17 protein-coding genes and 1 pseudogene are annotated in these 17711 nt (G+C 52.4%); 12 read left to right on the top strand and 6 right to left on the bottom strand.

Features of this window, described 5'->3' with window-relative positions; translation table 11 throughout:
- Positions 1-220: 220 nt before the first annotated feature.
- Positions 221-362: pseudogene (locus tag ORD20_RS09270) on the bottom strand (IS110 family transposase); the annotation flags it as partial.
- A 594-nt stretch (positions 363-956) separates the two neighbouring features.
- Between ORD20_RS09270 and ORD20_RS09265 the strand changes: the two are divergent.
- From ORD20_RS09265 to ORD20_RS09255, 3 genes are all read left to right on the top strand, one after another.
- Complete coding sequence (locus ORD20_RS09265; protein ID WP_103376097.1) at positions 957-1691, top strand: glycoside hydrolase domain-containing protein; 735 nt, start codon at positions 957-959, stop codon at positions 1689-1691.
- A gap of 79 nt (positions 1692-1770) precedes the next feature.
- A complete protein-coding gene (locus ORD20_RS09260; protein ID WP_158246326.1) occupies positions 1771-3249 on the top strand; it encodes an FMN-binding glutamate synthase family protein in 1479 nt (492 codons plus the stop codon).
- On the top strand, positions 3242-4414 hold the full coding sequence (locus ORD20_RS09255) for an NAD(P)/FAD-dependent oxidoreductase (RefSeq protein WP_103376095.1): 1173 nt from the start codon (positions 3242-3244) through the stop codon (positions 4412-4414). The genes ORD20_RS09260 and ORD20_RS09255 overlap by 8 nt, the downstream gene beginning before the upstream one ends.
- 4 nt (positions 4415-4418) lie before the next feature.
- On the opposite strand, the gene ORD20_RS09250 is transcribed toward ORD20_RS09255, so the two are convergent.
- Positions 4419-5150 carry a sulfite exporter TauE/SafE family protein gene (locus tag ORD20_RS09250; protein WP_158246325.1) on the bottom strand — a complete coding sequence of 244 codons (732 nt, stop codon included), beginning with the start codon at positions 5148-5150 and terminating at the stop codon, positions 4419-4421.
- Between the two features lie 153 nt (positions 5151-5303).
- Here ORD20_RS09250 and ORD20_RS09245 point away from each other — a divergent pair, with 153 nt between their 5' ends.
- The 3 genes from ORD20_RS09245 (at position 5304) to ORD20_RS09235 (ending at position 7770) form a co-directional block, all read left to right on the top strand.
- On the top strand, positions 5304-6602 hold the full coding sequence (locus ORD20_RS09245) for a DNA methyltransferase (RefSeq protein WP_103376093.1): 1299 nt from the start codon (positions 5304-5306) through the stop codon (positions 6600-6602).
- Between the two features lie 501 nt (positions 6603-7103).
- Positions 7104-7433 carry a nucleotidyltransferase family protein gene (locus ORD20_RS09240; protein ID WP_103376092.1) on the top strand — a complete coding sequence of 110 codons (330 nt, stop codon included), beginning with the start codon at positions 7104-7106 and terminating at the stop codon, positions 7431-7433.
- Complete coding sequence (locus ORD20_RS09235) at positions 7420-7770, top strand: HepT-like ribonuclease domain-containing protein (RefSeq protein WP_103376091.1); 351 nt, start codon at positions 7420-7422, stop codon at positions 7768-7770. The genes ORD20_RS09240 and ORD20_RS09235 overlap by 14 nt, the downstream gene beginning before the upstream one ends.
- Positions 7771-8321: 551 nt before the next feature.
- Here the strand turns inward: ORD20_RS09235 and ORD20_RS09230 are convergent.
- The gene (locus ORD20_RS09230; RefSeq protein ID WP_103376090.1) at positions 8322-8657 is read right to left on the bottom strand and encodes a hypothetical protein; all 336 of its coding nucleotides are present in this window, start codon (positions 8655-8657) and stop codon (positions 8322-8324) included.
- 240 nt (positions 8658-8897) lie between these two features.
- On the opposite strand from ORD20_RS09230, the gene ORD20_RS09225 reads away from it, so the two are divergent.
- Positions 8898-10043, top strand: coding sequence for an NAD(P)/FAD-dependent oxidoreductase (locus ORD20_RS09225; protein ID WP_103376089.1), 1146 nt, complete (start codon positions 8898-8900; stop codon positions 10041-10043).
- Between the two features lie 46 nt (positions 10044-10089).
- Here the strand turns inward: ORD20_RS09225 and ORD20_RS09220 are convergent, their stop codons facing one another.
- Positions 10090-10539 (bottom strand): hypothetical protein, encoded by a 450-nt coding sequence (locus ORD20_RS09220; RefSeq protein ID WP_103376088.1) that lies wholly within the window; start codon positions 10537-10539, stop codon positions 10090-10092.
- Between the two features lie 148 nt (positions 10540-10687).
- Here ORD20_RS09220 and ORD20_RS09215 point away from each other — a divergent pair, with 148 nt between their 5' ends.
- Both ORD20_RS09215 and ORD20_RS09210 read left to right on the top strand, forming a co-directional pair.
- Positions 10688-11956, top strand: a complete 1269-nt coding sequence (locus ORD20_RS09215; RefSeq protein ID WP_103376087.1) for an NAD(P)/FAD-dependent oxidoreductase — start codon at positions 10688-10690, stop codon at positions 11954-11956.
- A 1-nt stretch (position 11957) separates the two neighbouring features.
- A complete protein-coding gene (locus ORD20_RS09210) occupies positions 11958-12512 on the top strand; it encodes a DUF1641 domain-containing protein (protein WP_103376086.1) in 555 nt (184 codons plus the stop codon).
- 42 nt (positions 12513-12554) lie between these two features.
- Here the strand turns inward: ORD20_RS09210 and ORD20_RS09205 are convergent, their stop codons facing one another.
- On the bottom strand, positions 12555-13784 hold the full coding sequence (locus tag ORD20_RS09205) for an aspartate kinase (RefSeq protein ID WP_103376085.1): 1230 nt from the start codon (positions 13782-13784) through the stop codon (positions 12555-12557).
- Between the two features lie 61 nt (positions 13785-13845).
- Here ORD20_RS09205 and ORD20_RS09200 point away from each other — a divergent pair, with 61 nt between their 5' ends.
- From ORD20_RS09200 to ORD20_RS09190, 3 genes are all read left to right on the top strand, one after another.
- The gene (locus tag ORD20_RS09200; RefSeq protein ID WP_430626120.1) at positions 13846-14199 is read left to right on the top strand and encodes an HAD family hydrolase; all 354 of its coding nucleotides are present in this window, start codon (positions 13846-13848) and stop codon (positions 14197-14199) included.
- A 57-nt stretch (positions 14200-14256) separates the two neighbouring features.
- Positions 14257-14688 carry an acyl-CoA thioesterase gene (locus tag ORD20_RS09195; protein ID WP_430626119.1) on the top strand — a complete coding sequence of 144 codons (432 nt, stop codon included), beginning with the start codon at positions 14257-14259 and terminating at the stop codon, positions 14686-14688.
- A gap of 356 nt (positions 14689-15044) precedes the next feature.
- Complete coding sequence (locus ORD20_RS09190; protein WP_103376082.1) at positions 15045-15527, top strand: hypothetical protein; 483 nt, start codon at positions 15045-15047, stop codon at positions 15525-15527.
- 65 nt (positions 15528-15592) lie between these two features.
- On the opposite strand, the gene mrdA is transcribed toward ORD20_RS09190, so the two are convergent.
- The gene (mrdA, locus tag ORD20_RS09185; RefSeq protein ID WP_103376081.1) at positions 15593-17539 is read right to left on the bottom strand and encodes a penicillin-binding protein 2; all 1947 of its coding nucleotides are present in this window, start codon (positions 17537-17539) and stop codon (positions 15593-15595) included.
- Positions 17540-17711 lie beyond the last annotated feature (172 nt).

Raw genomic sequence — 17711 nt, 5'->3', positions numbered from 1 at the left:
GGTCCCACGTTGCCCAATGCACAAGCCACAGCATGGGCTCAACCCACCCACAGAGGTTCTGCAGTCGGTTCGTTGTCCTCATCCTTCCCATGCGCAGTTCGGGGGTCGCATCTTGGCGTAACCGGATTTCATCACCGAGTCAGTAGTCGACTCGTCACCGCCCCTTGGTGTTGTCTCAATTCGAGGTGTCCACAATTTAGACTAACATCCATTGAAGTCAATCGGTTAAGGCCAAGAGAGCCGTCGTGAGAGTCCCAAACGCCCGGGTCGTAGGTTACCATCGGGGTCAATACGGTGACGACAACAATCTTCTTATGCACGTCCAATCCCGCTCCTTGTGGGACGACACCCTCGAGATCCATCACGCTCACCCCTCCTTGGTTAGATCCGGAGCCATCAAGAACTCTCCTGTGCGTGCTACCCGACATCAGCGTAAGCCAACGGAGCGCAACAATCGGCGGTGCTCGTCCTTTTCCGAACACTAAACTTAGGAGAGGAATAGGGGCTTCTGCATCCTCCTGTCGCAATAAAACGGTCCTATTCAATCGTCACACTGTTGCCGCCCGTGAATATCATGCGAGTGTACCAGATTTTTCCCGGAAAGGAGGTGTTCCCCAATGAGCGACTCGTCGCGACATTCCTACAGTCACTCGCATCACAGCCGCCGCCACTGCCGGCGCGAACCCAGTTTTTTGATATGGTGGCTCTTGCTGTCCCAGCAACGGCCTTGCCACTCGCACCGTAGGAGCTGCTCTTCTTCTAGTCATATGATGCATGCGTAACACGACTAGAGGAGTGTCTTGAGGACTTGCGTGCAGGGGGGAGCGCCGATTCCTAAAAGACATTGCCGATAGGCTTCCGGGTCAGTACCAAAACCAGAGGGCATCACCCCTCTGGCTTTTTTCTTTCCCTCCGTCGTTGATGTCTGGAAATCCATTAGTCAAGGAGGAATCCCAATGACGCAACGCATCGCCTTAGCTCCAACAGATCGCCAGAAATTATGGCGGGGACACGGCCCCCAGATTTTGTGTCGACGTCCTCATCCATCTTGTCTTAATGGGGTCGACAATAACGTGGATTTAAGTGCCGTAGGCCCTTGTTTAAAACAGCATGGCTATTCCTTTGTGGGACGCTATTTAGGAGGGCCATGCTACCAGTTCACAGCGCTTTCTCTAAGAGAGGCACAGGCTCTATCTGAAGCTGGCTTATGGTTGGTCAGCATTTACGTTGGCGCCAATGCGGTGCGCCGTTTTTCATGTGGCATCCAGTCCGTAGAACAAGGACGTCATGACGGCCAAGAAGCGGCCGCCTTAGCCCAACAGGTCTCACAGCCCCGACATACCGCCATTTATCTTAATCTTGAACCCCAACAAATCACGCCCCTTGAAACCTGGCTCACTTATGTCGACACATGGATCCAAACCGTTGCCGACAGCGGCTATGTGCCAGGCGTCTATTCATCGACGTCGCAGCTCAAACGCATTCATGAATTGGTCGGAGTCAACGCAGCCGTATTGTATTGGGTAACAGGGGGCCGAATTAAGGCGCCGCATACACCGCCGCCTTGTCCCCAAGAATTTTTGTCCTTTGCTCATCTCTGGCAGTATGTTCATCAGGTTTCGGTCTGCGATATTCCTTGCATGGATATCGATAGCGCGGCCAGTCCTTTGGGCATGTGGTCGTTGCCATAGGCGCTCCAGTTTTGTCAAAGCCGGCATAAAACGAACCATGGGCGCACACCCTAGCGACAAAAGCGAGAGGAGTATGCGGGTGAGAGTCGTATTAATCGTAGGACTGTGCGTCATTTTGGCCACTCTTATAGCCATCGCCGCGGCGCTCGTCGGCACACGCCTGCTGGCTCGCCGTGTTGAACACCTCTTAGGATCCTCGCCACGCACTAGTATATTGGAACTCTTTTATAGCCTCCAGGCTTGGTCCTGGCGAGAGATTATCTTGACCATGCGGCGGGCGCAGTCGGGCAAAGTCGCCGAACACCCCATGGACTCGTTTGTCTTAAGTCCCTCGCTCCTAGACCAATTGGCGTTTGACCCTGCTACATTTCACCCGAACGCCCATCCGCATACCCACAATATTTCACTCACCACCCAGATAGGTCCCCGCGCCAAGCGTCCTCTGACGCTTCGGTTGCCCGTGTTAATCGCGCCTATGGGCTACGGCATTGGTCTGGCCGCCGACACAAAACTTGCTTTAGCCCAAATTTCTTCTGTCATTGGGACGGCAGCCTCATCAGGTGAAGGCCCCTTTCTCCCAGAAGAACGCGCCTATGCGCAACGCTGGATTTTGCAATGGTCTAAAGGGCCGTGGAACCATAGCCGAGCGGTGATTAAATTAGCCGATGCGATTGAGATTCATTTAGGGCAAGGCGCAGAAGCCGAAATTGCGGTCCACAAAACCCATCATCTTCCCCGACGTCTCAAACGGATGGCCGGCCAACATCAAATCGTTTTTCATTCCGGGATTCCCCGCGATTTTTTTCGGTTGGTCCCCTACTTACGCCGGATTAACCCAGATGTGCCCATTGGCGTAAAAATTCCAGCCAGTCAACATTTGGAAGCGGATCTGGCTATCCTCACCGCCCTCTCCTTAGACTTCATTACCATAGATGGGTCTGAAGCAGGCAGCGCAGGTAGTCCTGCCGTGATTTCTGATCATTTTGGCATTCCCACGGCTTCCGCTGTCAAACGGGCCAGGGATTGGCTCATCAGCCGACACATCGAGGGGGTAAGTCTCATCGCCTCTGGCGGCGCCAAAGGGGCTGCGGATATCGCCAAACTGTTGGCCCTTGGCGCTGACGCGGTCGATGTCGGGTCCGCCGTTTTATTTGCCATGAGTCACGGTCAAGTGGAACGGTTGGTGCCGACCTTTTTTCAAGGCCCCAGCGCGTTGGTTTTTGCGGATTCGCCGAAGCATCGCCACCCCCGCCTTGATATCGGCCAAGCGGTATTGCATGGCACACACTGGTTTGAAGCCACTGCGCAAGAGCTCCAAGTCATTTTACAGGCGCTAGGGCTGGGCGATGTCCACGATTTAAGCCGCCAAGCCTTGATTGCGCGCACCCTAGAAGCCCAAACTCTTTTGGAACTCCCCACCAGTCAACACGTACCTGGCGAATCCGGCCTTTCCCAACAAGTATCCTCGCTGGCCACGGAATATCAACGCCTTTTGACCAGTCTGACCGAACAATTTGCTTTACTCACGTCCCCACGGAGCGTACACCGCCATGCATAAAGTGGTGGTGTTGGGCGCTCGTTTTGGCGGATCGGCCACCGCCTATTGGCTACACAAGTTATTTCCCGCCCGCGAACTCGAGGTCACGGTCGTCGACCAATGGACCACCATGACCTATCGTCCCGCGCTTGTCACAGCCGCAGCGGGGCATCCTGCGTTGGCTGATCAGTGGCACATTGCCATGAAGCAGCGGTGTGAGAAAGCCGGCCAACACTTTGTCCGCGACACGATTATGCGTATTGACCCGCACCAGCAACAAGTCCATCTGGCAAGCCGTGCCCCATTGTCTTACGACACCCTATTTATTGCCACGGGCACCGATCCGGGATGGAAAACCATCCCGGGCTTAGGCGCTGAGCGCGGTGGAGTGTGCGAAGATTATTTGGCGCGGCAGTCGGGTGACCGCTTGCACCGTGCCGCGCGTTCCATCGTCTTAGCCGTGGGTCCTTTAGCCCAGGCCCCGGACGATACGCCGAGGCTGGCAGGGTCTTTAGATGCACCCGCGTTTGAAATCAGCTTCCTTACTGACGCTTGGTTGCGGCAACAAAATCGACGTCAGAATGTGAAGCTGACCATTATTACCCCTGCCTCCGTCCCCGGGGAAGCCTTTGGGCCTAAAAGCCAGGCATTGTTAGCGCGCTTCTTAGCCCAGCGCCACATCGACCTCATCACCCAGGCCCAATATCATCACGTGGAACATGACGCGATTCATTTGGTTGGTCATCTTGCAGTCCAAGCCGACCTCATGATCTGGATTCCTCCCTATCATGGGTCAGAACTCTTGCGCGTTAGCCAGTTAGACGATGGCTACGGCTGGTTTCCCGCCGACCCTTTTTGTGTCCATGAAAAGTGGCCCAATATTTACGGCGTGGGCGATATCAGCCGCACAGCATTGCCCAAACTCGGACATATTGCGATGATGCAAGCCCGCACAGCGGTTCATCACTTTTACGCCCTGCGCCATCATGGCACCCCTAAGCCGTTTAATCCCTACGTTTTGCATGTCGTGTGGATGGGACGGGGCCAAGGGCTGCTTACCCTGAGCAATTGGCTTTATGGTAAAGGGCATGAATGGGCCCATCCCGGCGTTTCCTCCGCCCTAGCCAAATCACTATTTGACTATAGTTACAAACTATTTTCGGGATGGATGCCCATTATGCCCTAATATCTTAGGGACTGACTAAGAGCAAAACGCTCGAAACCGCGACGACCCCTAAGACAACCCAGCGAAAGTAGCGGACATTAATCTTTTTGTGAAGATATTGACCGGTGCGTGCGCCTAAAATGATAGTGAGAATCGACGGAACGGCCATGCCAATCTCTGACCAGTGCAGCAGCCCTGTGAGACTAAAAGTCACCATCTTAAGAGCCGTCATCACGAGGTACAAAAAACTCATGCCTCCCACAAAATACACGGGAGGGGCATTCTCAGACAAAACATAAGGCGAAAGCAACGTGCCGCCAATGTTGGACAACGTACTCACGACGCCCGCCACCAAACTCAAGGGCACCCCAACCCACACGGGAAATGCCGCCTGTTTCTTCAACAGTACGCCCCCAAGCACGGTAAACAACAAAAAAAAGACCGCAACGCCACCTATTACCATCCGCAAGAGTTCCTCAGACAAATGCGCCACAATCCCGGTCCCGCCCATAATGCCGATGATAATCCCAGGCAGCACCCACAAGACCCGGCGAGTCCGAAAGGTACGGCGGTAAATCCAAAAGGTCACGATGGCGTTGGCTAAAAACATGGGCAATGTCGCCGCAATGATTAACCGGGCAGGGAAAAATAAGGCCAGCATGGGCATCACTAAAAGTCCGCCGCCCACGCCCAAAGTGGCTGTCGTCAGCGAGGCGAATAACCCCGCAATGGCAAGTACCACCACAATAGTTGCCATGAAGAGCCCACCTCTTTTCCCGCATCGCTCTAATTTTACCATGTCCCGCAAGACGACCCCTTACGGCCATTTCAGCCTGTATCGTTTTCCCCCAACCCACCTGGTCCAAAAAAGGGGGTCATGGTACACTAGCTAGCGTAAAGGAGGATGTTCGTGCCTATTTCTTTATCAGCAGCGCCTGATGACGCCATTCGCCGCGCGCTTTTGCAACGGCCCGCAGGATACTGGGACTTTCCGGCTGCCAACACGAAAGAATGGACCCACGGATATCACAGCTATCCGGCCATGATGATTCCCCAAGTGGCCAGGCATTTGATTCAGCTAATTCGCACGCATCAACCCCAGATCCGGACGCTCTTTGATCCCTTTATGGGCAGCGGCACAAGCCTTGTCGAGGGGATATTGCAACACTTAGCCGTGACCGGTTCCGATTTAAATCCGTTAGCGCGCCTTATCAGCCAAGCGAAAACCACCGTGTATGATCCCGGCTGGTTGGCACAGACGATCCCTGACGTGTTAGCGTATGCTGCAAGCTTGTCCGTATCAGAAGCCGATTGGCCAAAGTTCGCCCATCTGACGTTTTGGTTCAAAGAACCCGTCATCGCGGCGCTTATGAGGCTTCGCCGCGCTATTGACGACGTAGTCCCCGCCGGTCTTCAGCCGTTTTTCTGGGTCGCCTTTTCGGATACGGTGCGGTGGACATCTAACAGCCGCAATGCCGAATTCAAGCTCTACCGTCTCGATGCCAAACGCCTAGAGGCTTGGAATCCCGATGTTTTCGCGGTCTTTCGCAAAGTCCTTAACCGCAATGAAATCGGCAATCGTCAACTCGCATCACAAAAGCCATTGCCGCCTGTCAGACTGCATGCGGCCAACGCCATGAACCTGTCTGCGTTTGCTGATGCATCATTCGACTTAGTGGTGACGTCTCCCCCTTACGGAGACAGCCGAACAACGGTGGCCTATGGCCAATTTTCTCGTCTTTCACTGCAGTGGCTAGGCCTTGACGCAAACGAGGAGCGTCCGGCTCCCCACCAGTTGGATCGATCCTTATTGGGCGGGCAACCGACCGATGCGCTTGCCAACACCTTACCCTCACCAGTCCTCCAAAAAGCCTTAGGCCAAATTGCGGCCCGTGATCCACGCCGCGCCCGCGAAGTGTTGGCCTTTTATCAAGATCTCGACCAAGCTCTTGGTGAAATCGCCCGCGTACTGCGTCCGGGAGGCTATCAATGCTGGGTGGTCGGCAACCGTATCGTCAAAAACGTTCAACTGCTCACCGACCACATCATTATCGAACTATCAGAGCGGTACGGTCTAAAACCCATCGTCAACGTTACCCGGTCAATTCCTCTGAAACGCATGCCCAAAGAAAATAGCCCGACGAATACTGCCGGGCAAAAAGTGGCGACCATGAATGGCGAGCAAATCTTCATCTTGCGTAAGATCTAGAGGTGTATAATCAAGATTGCTTCAAGCGTTGCCCTTACCGTTCTCAGTTTCCATCGGTTTTTTGTTGGGCACGGGGCATCCTGGCATTCATCACCACGTGTTCTGGTGTGCCTACCCCTTCGCGAACCCTGTACAAACGCCGATCAGTCAGTGAATATTTTTGTTGAATTCTGCCTTCTTTCTGTCATCTTGGATCACTTGAGGCGTAACACCAACCGCCCATGTCGGGGCGATTCCGACTAAGCCTGCTACGTTTTTGTAATTGTTGGTATACGTTCCCATCCTTCCGCATACAATAACCGTATTCGATGGTTGACAAGATCGGAAAGATAACACATGATGCAAAAAACGGAATCATCCGCTGTATTGTAAAGAACATGGAATGCCACTCGCAGATTGTGAATGGGCCAGTAAGCGATTTCAGTAAATAATCTGAGAACACACAGGTACAGCTTGATTTACCGATCACACGCCATGTGATAGCAGTAAGGGGGATGTCATATGCCGCAGCGCGTGAATATTCCTGAACGCTTGCCGATCTCAATCGATCCGGACAGGTTGACAACTCTTTGCCATCGCTATGGGATTCGGGAATTGGCGCTTTTTGGTTCGGTATTACGGGATGATTTTACGTCTCAGAGTGACATCGACGTGCTCTATGACGTGGAACCCACATCACCCATCCGATCTCTGTTTGACGTCGGGCGTTTGGCGTTAGACCTAGAAGAGCTATTGGGGCGGCGTGTCGATGTGGCCAACAAGCAACGCCTCTATCCCGTGTTGCGCGACGAAATTCTTGCGACACGGCGGGTGATTTATGCCGAAACGTGACAACGTCAGGACGTTGACCCATATCGAGGAAGCGGTCCAACGGATCAAGCGCTGGACGGAAAGAATCTCGCACGAAGAATTTTTGGATGACGAAATCCGGCAAAGCGCGGTCATACGTCAGCTTGAAATTATCGGGGAAGCAACGGGGCGACTAACGGTGGAATTTCTACGTGCTTATCCTAATCTGCCATGGAATGTCATGAAAAGCATGCGCAATCTGCTCATACATGGGTACGACGAGGTCGACATCGATATGGTATGGACGACAGCCACCACGGACATCCCCCAGATTCATCCACCACTCCAAAAGCTTATATCAGAGGTTCGCGACGGCTAATCTCTATTCGTGTAACTCCATCATTTTGCAACGCACATGGAAACCCTAATACACGCGCATCTTCTCTTCCCTCAATCCAGAGCAGAGTCCTCCATATTCATAACGGCTTTCCCTCAGACCCGATGTAAAAGAACAAGAAGAAAAGGACGAAGAATGGATCGCCGTCTTTCGCCTCTACCTACCGCCCACATCCCCCCTCTCAACCACCCATCTGACCGCGGATGGCCCCATGCATTGCATGATTTCTTGTAGTTCAACAACGAAAGCGCCCGGGTCACATCGAACACGGACGCTTTCGTCACTTCTTGCACCATGGCCACGTCGTACGTCGAAGCGACGACCAGGTGTAGCTTATATCCGAACCTCTAGCTGCCATAACCCGTATCCCCCGTCATGTGATGGGGCAAAATTCTTCATGGCTTACTTTGTATCCCCTATCCCTCACGATTTCCCAGCGAAAAACTTCATCTCGCCAAAGACGAGGCTTAGGTACATGGCCCGTTGGTAGCGAGCAGAAGACATTTCGCCCACCCTACGAGTTGTCGTGACCATCACCGAAGCGGATGGGTCCGGCGCATGGGACGAGATATAACCTTCTCAGGTCCTTTGGCGTGGGCCTTGGCGGTATGGGATTGTTGATGGCGCCAATACCGACGCAACATGGGCCGAATCCTTGAAAACTTCAATATACACACTTTACCCTGTGAGGAGTACAATGCATGAAGCACCATGCGTCCCCTCCACTGCTCCCACGCCGTCCACAACCGTTCCACATTGACGGTCAGCCATGCCAACGCAATCATCCCGACAATTAAAAGACCCACCATGGCAAGACCAGGCCAGATATGGGTGGTAGACGGATTATATGAGGAAAATGCTTCCGCCATCCTCGAACACTCCCTTGCATTCGTATATATTTAGCATAGTCCGTGCAACACTAACGCAATACGGCCACTGTGCCTGTCATCGAAGGTCCAATGAGACCGTTCACGGCATGCATCGTGCCCGGTCTGCCTGGTTCCAAAGCACTAGGCCCAAATGCACTCGTCTGGACTATGTAGTACGGGTCGACAAACGGAGTATAATCAATGCAATTGCAAGCAGGTTGCAAAAAGGAGGATGTTCCCATGGCTGATGTTGTCATTGCAGGGAGTGGCTTTGCCGGACTCACCGCTGCCATTAAGCTCAAACGGTTGCTGCGACACAGCGGGCACCGTATCACAGTGGTAGCCCGTGATGCCACCTTTGTCTATCGCCCATCTTTAGTCTTATTAGCCTTTGGTAAAAAGTCGCTAAAAGATATTACTTTTGATTTGCGTACAATTTATAAACGGACTCGTATTCATTTTGTCGAAGCCGCCATCACCTCCATCAACCCCGAAGCGCAAACCCTTATGACGGATCAAGGGCCTATCAAATACGATAAACTCATCGTGGCCTTAGGGGAAAAACTCGCCTATGACGAAGTACCGGGCTTGCGCGAATACGGCTATAACGTGTGCACACCGGACGGTGCTTTGGCCCTTAAAGACGCTCTCACCCGCTATCACGGCGGACCGACTGTGGTGGGATGGGCCCAAAACGTGCAAACCGGCGGACCCGCCTTTGAGGTGGCCTTAGAGCTCGAAGAATGGATGAAAGACCACAAAGTGGCGGGGTCCATCGATTTTGTTGACCCTTTACCCAAACTCTGGGCCCCTGCAGGACCAGAAGCCACAGAATTTTTAACCAAAGTTTTTGCTGAACGTCACATCACGCGGCATGGTCCCGTTCAAATCAAAGAAGTCAAAGCCGACCGGGTGATCTTAAGTAATGGGGAAGAACTGCCTTCCGTTTTAACGATTATTACGCCTCCCTTTCGCGGAGAGGATGCCCAAAAATCCTTGGCCGGAGATAACCCCCGCGATTGGCTAGAAACCGGTAAGGATATGCAAAGCGTGCGTTATCCTGATATTTATGTCGCGGGTAGCGCTGTGGCCTTTGAAGGGCCCAAACAAGGCCACACCGCGATGCTGCAAGCCGAGACGGCGGTGTACAACCTCACCCAAGATTTGCTAGAAACTGGTAAACCCCATAAGCTTTATGACCATGAAATGAGTTGTGTGCTAGATCTTGGTACGGGTGAAGGTTTATTTGTGCGGCGTTCGTTGTGGTCACAAGAACATCAAGAATTTAAAATCGGCCGACAATGGCCGCTAGCGAAAGCCGCCTTGGCTTACACGTTTGTGCACACTCCCGTGTTCAAAAAATGGGGCTTGTCCATGCCAAAATAGCTGTCCGAAAATCGAGCCGCCCTGGGTGTCCGTGGCGGCTCGCTCCTTAGAAACCCCAAAACCCGGTGGTGAGGCCCCGGCCATACATGGCCCAGAGAAACAAGTTTAAGCCAAAAAACCACCACGCTTCATTAAATTTGCCGTGGCCATAATCATGCGCCAGCACTTCGCGCAATTGCCTGCCTGGACCCAAACCTCGCTCCACGAGGACCGTTAACAATGCCATGAGGCCATAGAGAATATGAAAGATCACTTTCGGACGGCCCCCCATTAAAAACAAGGTCATCCCAAAGAGCCCTAAAAGCACCGTAATGATTTGTACGTACGCCTGATATTGCCAAAACTTCGCCGGCAATTCCCCCGTTTTACGCTGACGATATGCCGCGACGACAAGGCCTGTAGCGCCCAAAAACCCGGTGATGGCACAGGTGACGTGGGCTACTAAAACGATCGTATAAACTGTTGCCGTATCTATTCCTTCTTTCTCAATACGCATGCTTATGACCTCTTTCATCATACGCCATTAAATACAGTCTCTGAAAGAATAATGCAGGCTTTGTCTAGTCCATGAATTGCTAGGATTCGATCCCCTCGGTTTTGGACAGATTAGGGTTAGTAGCGTATTGATAGGAGGTGGCTTATCTGTGGGAAAACCGCACGTTGTTGTGCTGGGTTCGAATTTTGCCGGACTCGGCGCAGCCCAAAAAATCCGGGAGTTTGCCCGCGATTCCGTTGATATTACGGTCATTGATCGCAAATCCTACTTGTTATTTGTACCGAATATCGGGATCGAAGTCTTAGAAGATCGTAACCCGATGTATTCCATGCATATGCCATTAATTCCTGCGATGAAGGAAGATCATTTGGACTTTATTCTAGGTGATGTCCAAAATGTGGACGTGGATGGTCAATGGGTAGAATATCTCCCGGTGGAGCGCCTAGGCGCTACGGTGGCAAAAATCCACTATGACTACTTAGTTATCGCCGTCGGTGCCCGTCTGGCCTATGACAAAATCGAGGGGTTTGCCGAATATGGTCATACCGTCAGTGATACATACTACGGCAACCGTCTGCGCCATTATCTCTATCATGATTATCAAGGAGGCCCCATCGCCGTCGGATCCGCCCGCTTTCACCAGGGCACCAAAACTCGTGATTTGATTCCCACCGCCGAAGCCGCTTGTGAGGGTCCGCCCGTCGAAGTGATGCTCAGTATGGGGGCTTGGCTTGAATCTCATAATCTCGGTGGGCCTGATAAAGTGACCGTCTTTACTCCGGCCGAATGGATTGCGGAGGACGCCGGCCAAGGCATTGTCCATGCCCTGTTGTCCAAAGCCGGGACCATGGGCTTTCACTATGTCAACAATACCCACGATATTAGCCGTATTACCCAAGACGGCATTGAGTTTGCCCATGGTCCCAGTATCGAAGCGGAGCTAAAAATTGTTTTTCCTGACTGGGTGCCCCATGCCTTTTTGAAAGACTTGCCCATTTCCGATGACGTTGGCTTTGTTTTAACGGATATGACCATGCGCAACCCCAAATATCATAATGTCTTTGCCTGTGGCGACGCTGCTGCGGTCACTGTACCGAAACTGGGGATCCTCGCTCATATGGGAGCGGACGTTGTCGCGCATCAAATTGCCAAGGACCTGGGCATGATGAATGCCCGTAAAGCTGACGAACCAATGCGTCCAATCGTGGACTGTATAGGCGATATGGGCCACAATCAAGCGTTTTATATCAGTTCCAACACCTGGTACGGTGGAGACCGGGAAGTCTTCCGTATGGGCCACGTACCTTTTTTGCTGAAACTGCAGTATAAAGAAATGTTTTTCCGGACCAAGGGTAAAGTGCCCGACTGGGGGATTCCGGTGGCCGACTTTTTGACCGAAATGCTGACGAAGGGGTGATATGATGAGTGATACAGCCACCTTACAGGCCAAAGACATCCCCAACCTAACCCAGGACCAATGGCAGGGTTTGGCACAGCTCGGAGATCTTGTCACCGTCGTCAACAAGCTTTTAGCAGGACCTGCCGGCGCCGTAGCGACGGAATATCTCGCCCAAGGAGCAACCTTCCTGCCAGATGGGGCTCTGCCCGCCCTACGTGAAACGATGGAGGTTTTAGCGAGTCTACACGAGCAAGGCATTATCACCCAAATTGGCACGCTGCTTGGCCTTGCGACCACGATGTTGACGCAAGACAACCTCAACCAATTCTTCGTTTCGCTATTGGATATGGCCCAAGAAACATCCTTTGCGGAAGTCTTAAAAGCTTCCATTAAGGACGCTGCGCGCCAATCGGCCCAGGAGAGCGAGCATTTGGGCGGCTTTTTGGGGTTAATGCGCGTGATGCAAGACAAAGAAGTGCAAACAGGATTGCGGATGATGGGGGTTATGGCGGGCAAGCTCGCGCCTCTCTTCCGACACCGAGCACTTCCGCAGCAAAAACACGAACACAAATAAAATGAGCCCAGGCGCCCCTTACGGGGCAGCCTAGGCTCCTCTTTATTCTTCTACCATTTCACTGGAAGCCCCTAATCCAAAAGCGGTATGAATAGCCTCAAGCGCTTGTTCGGCATGTTCACGGGCAATGATGCATGAAATCTTAATTTCAGATGTTCCGATCATTTGAATATTAATTCCTTGGCTAGCCAGGGCTTGGAAGATACGCGCGGCAACTCCAGGCCGTCCTAGCATTCCTGAGCCAATGGCGGAGACCTTGGCCACATCGGTGTCAATGACAAGCGACTGACCTCCTAGTTGACGGAGGCAGTCCTCTACAATGGGCTCAGCACGCCTAACATCTTGCTCTTCAATCGTAAAGGCAATGTCATTGAGCTGATTATGGGAGACAGCTTGAATGATGAGTTCTACATTCACCCCATGCTCAGCCAATTGCCCAAAGAGCAAGGCCGCCACGCCGGGTGCATCCGGCACGCCGATTAAACCGATTTTCGCAATATGGCGGTTTAACGCCACCGCGGTGACAGCCGGTTTCTCCATGTTGTCCGCTTCCGCTATCACAGTGCCGGGGTCATCACTGAACGTCGACCGCGCATAAATGGGCACCTGCTGGCCCTTGGCAAATTCCACGGCTTGCGTTTGCAATACTTGCGCGCCTTGACTGGCGAGCTCCAACATTTCATCATAGCTTAACGTTCCCAGGGGCGTTGCGGATGGTACGATACGTGGATCGGCCGTGTAGACTCCCGCTACATCGGAATAAATTTCACACCGGTCGGCGCCTAGCGCATTGGCCACCGCAATGGCGGTCAAATCTGAGCCCCCGCGCCCAAGCGTAGAAATGTCTCCCGCCTCCGTAATCCCTTGAAAGCCCGCGACCACTGGTGTTAGGCCTACCGCTAAGGCATTGCGTAACTCTTTGGGGTCAACGTGTTCAATGCGAGCTTTGCCGTAGTCATATGTGGTCACGATGCCTGCTAGCCGTCCAGAAAACGACTTAGCCGGAATCCCCATGTGTTCGAGCGCCATCGCCATCAGCGCACTCGACTGCGTTTCTCCTGTCGAGAGCAATTGGTCCATTTCACGGGCAGAAGGTACCGCACTCATTTGTTCTGCCAAACTGACTAAAGCGTCTGTGCTGTCCCCCATCGCGGATACCACCACCACCACTTGATACCCTTGGTCCACCGCCTGTTTCACTTTGCGCGCCACGTTGAGCAAATGTTCAGCGCTGCGCAAGGAGCTGCCACCGTATTTTTGCACAATAAGCATGTCATTCGTCACCCTTTACAAACTTTTCGTCTATAATAACAAAGTTAGAGCCTGACATCGCATGACTTTGCATATTTTTTCACATCAACAGCCATATATTGCGACGCTGGGTTGGGACGTTCTCTTCTCCCGCATTATTGGAGCGGAATCAGGATGGGTTAAACCGGATCCCCGAATTTTTGCCCAGGCTCCTACCATTGATTGCCATATCGGCGATAAAGTGGCGCAGGATGTTCTGGGCGCACGGCGTGCCCATATTACGAGTATTCACCTAAGCCGTCGGTCAGGCGATCTCGGAGGATGGGAACCCCTTTCGCCATCCGTACTCCGCCCGGATTTCACCATCTCCTCGCTCCAAGCCCTTCCCAATTTGCTAGAATCATGGAGTGGGATTCATGCCAATAATTCAAATTAAAAAGGGAGGAGCGGGAAGAAGGGGTCACTCTTCCCCGTACATGCGATGAATGATCTGGTGATTGGCGGCAAACGTTTTGTGCATGAAACGATAATACGCGTGCGGTTTTGTGAAACAGATGCGAACCGCCACGTCAGTCAAGTCTCTTATGCCATATACTTTGAACAAGCCCGCACAGAATTTTTTGATGCGCTGATGGACGAAGGGTTTGATTGGTGGTCGTCGCAGTTCTCGATGGTTCTCGCCCACCAATCCATTACGTACTTAGCCCCTGCCTTTTATCGTCAAACCTTGCGCATCTATACGGGAGTCAGTGCCATTGGACGGTCCTCGCTTGGTCTATATCACCTCGTGGTGGATAGCGAATCGGGCACGCTCATTGCTAATCAAGATAGCACGGTCGTTCTTGTGGATGCTCTCACCCAAAAAAGCCACTCGTGGCCAGATTCCTTCCGTACTAAGATAACCCCCTTATTGCCCGAATCATGAGGCGAGAAGGACAGGCCAATCCTCGATACCGTCCAAAACATGTGAATAACCTTGGGAGGAAGCCCGTGCTGCGTAAATCCCAACGCCCCACACGCCGCGCGACGATATCATTTTAGGGTGTTTCCAAGACATCGCAGATTGACGAGAGTTCATGATTCATTACCTTAGGAAGGTATCCGGCAAGATACCTTCCCAGGTAATGAATAACACCGCCTAGGAAAATCCTTGTCAATCATATAACGGCAACTGCGGCAGGAACTGGACCTTATAGTTGATGTAGGAAGGATCACGGATTCTAGGATTGAGCGGACTCGTCATTACTAAGCGTTCTATCGTAATCGAAATGGGGGCAGGATATGATTGTGATGCCTTACCGCTACGCGTTTATCGTTTACGGGGCCGCGGCAATTATGATCGTAGCACTGCTGTTGCCGACGCGACAGGGGTTGCGTTCGCGGTACTGGAGAACTCGGTCTCAGACCACGAGCAAAAGAGTGACCTCCATGGTATCAAAGGTCGCGCTGATCGGTCTCGTCGCCTGGGCGGCCTTGACTGGAATCGCAGATTATAATCCTCATGGACAGCCCACCCGAATTCACGGCATATTCAGGGGGGAGTCGAGTTCCCAGTATTTTTGGAACTGGAACGATCCCGTAAGCTACAAAATCGGCGATACATGGGTGTCGTTCAAGCACACGACCTTTGATCCAACATCAGTGGATCGCGTATGGTTGGGGACCGACGGTACGGCGACAATCCTGAAGGCCTATCCCGTTCTTGGGAGCCCAGTGCCGGTGGTCACCTCCTTCAATCAATACCCCGCACGCAACGAAAAATGAGGCAACGTGATGAACGATCAGGCTGAAATCAGACGCGTTCATATTCATCGGCGGGATACCCTACATTAATATTTAGGCGCCGCGGGCTTTTGATACCCAAACGGCCACTTCCAATTTAACCCATAGACACTCTGGAAGAGCGGCTGGGCTTTGGGATCTTGAATCTTGAAGTACTGATCATAAATGGCGCGTGCAACAAACCCCGAATCGGCTCCCCAGTTGCCTTCCCGGATATACACTAAAATCAAAATGGTTGGGTGAGGCATGGGACCATACGTGAGGAAAAAGGCGTTATAGTTGTTGGACTGGCCCACCACCTGCGCCGTTCCGGTTTTGGAAGCGACGGGCACGGGAAGACCCGCAAGCGCCCCATACCCGGTTCCGGACACTCCCTTAGCGATGTTGGGATCTTGGGCTGACATCTCCATGCCAACATGAACCGTATGAAAGTCTGAATAGGGAACATTCACCTTGCCCTGCACAACGGGTTTAAAGGTCTTAACGACTTTCCCGGTAGGAGTCGTAATTTCACTGACCAAATGCGGCCAATACAATGTCCCCCCATTGGCAATGGCCGAGTCGGCTCGGGCCAAAGCAATCAGCGTGTAGCGGGCAATCCCCTGGCCGATGACGGTGTTTAAGTTCCATCCCCACGTCCAAGGTCCCTGTCCTGATGCCGCCAACCGCTTCGGTGTCGGAATCTGGCTCGTTATTTCATCCGGCAAGTCAATCCCTGTGGGCTTATTCAGCAAAAATGTCCGCATCCAGTGGTCCATAGTCTGAATGCCCATATCATAGCCCATGTAGTAGAAAAATACGTCGTCTGACAGTCCTAGCGCTTGCTCGATATTTAACCATCCAAAGCCTGGCGCATACCAGTTGCCAAAGGCATGGTCTTTCGGGAAATAGCCGGGATCAAAAATTTCCGTCGTCGGGGTCACCACGCCTGATCCTAAGGCTGCAATCGCCATAATCGGTTTGAAGACGGAACCCGGAGCAAACCATCCCGAAATGGCCTCATTGATAAAAGGGCTAATGCCTTCTTTCACGAGCGGACTGGACATTAACTTAGCATAATAGCTGCTGTATTCCTTGGGATCAGTCGGAATCAGCTTATTCGGGTTATACGTGGGCAAACTCGCCATCGCCAAAATGTCCCCGTTATTGGGGTTCATGGCAATCACCGCGCCTTGCACTGCGCCCGTACTATGGGAAAATGGCACGCGTGAATTTTGCATCGCCTTCATGACAAACGCTAAGGAGTTTTGCGCTGTCTCCTCAAGTCGCCAGTTAATAGTCAAATGCAGGGTATCCCCAGGAACCGGTCCCGATTTGCTTAACAGCTTCTGCAGTTGACCTTGACGGTTAACCTCGGCATACTCGCCTCCCGCATGCCCATGCAAATATTGATTGTATTCTTGTTCAAGCCCGGCCGCGCCCACAATGGACGTCATCGAAAACCCTTTATTTTTTAACTGCTGATACTCCGCCGCATTGATACGTGACGTATAGCCAATAATATTCCCCATGAGATTGCCGTAGGGATAATAACGAACCGCAATCGGCTGGATGCGTAAGTTCGGCAAGTTATTGATATTCTCTTCGATCTTGGTCATTTCCGCCGCCGTCAGTCCAGAGGTAATGACCAGAGGATCATAAGCTGGCAACTGAGCTAGCTGTTGGGCAATGACCTTTTTGAGAGAAGCCGGGGATTGCCCCAACTCTTGGCTCAGCAAGTTGAGTTCCGCAGACGGCATTGGTTGTCCGTTGGCGAGGTAGTACAGTGTCCAGGACGGCCGAGACGTGGCGACTACCTTGCCGTCCGCAGTCACAATATTACCTCGAGGCGCTGGAATAGGTAGCTTGCGTAACGTATCAGCTTGCGCCAACGTCTGATAATGGGCGCCCTCTTTGACTTGCAGATACCAAAACCGCGTTCCGACCACTCCAAATGCGGCCGTAACCAACGCCATCAAGACGATACTGCGGTTACGGGTCTGACGGTTGACCATGCGTGGTGTCCCCCTTGTTGTCTTCTCTACTTATTGTAAACGGTTTGTCTTCATTCTTGTTGGCCCATAAAAAATTACCACCAATCCCATTTCTCAACGTTGATAACCTTATACAAAACCAATATGAGAAATTCCTCAATGCCATAAACCACAACAGGCCCAAAGTAAGAAG

Origin of the sequence: Sulfobacillus thermotolerans, from assembly GCF_039623705.1 — a bacterium.
Taxonomy (GTDB): domain Bacteria; phylum Bacillota; class Sulfobacillia; order Sulfobacillales; family Sulfobacillaceae; genus Sulfobacillus; species Sulfobacillus thermotolerans.
Note: the sequence above shows the minus strand (reverse complement) of the source record. Positions and strands in the feature narration are given on the sequence as shown.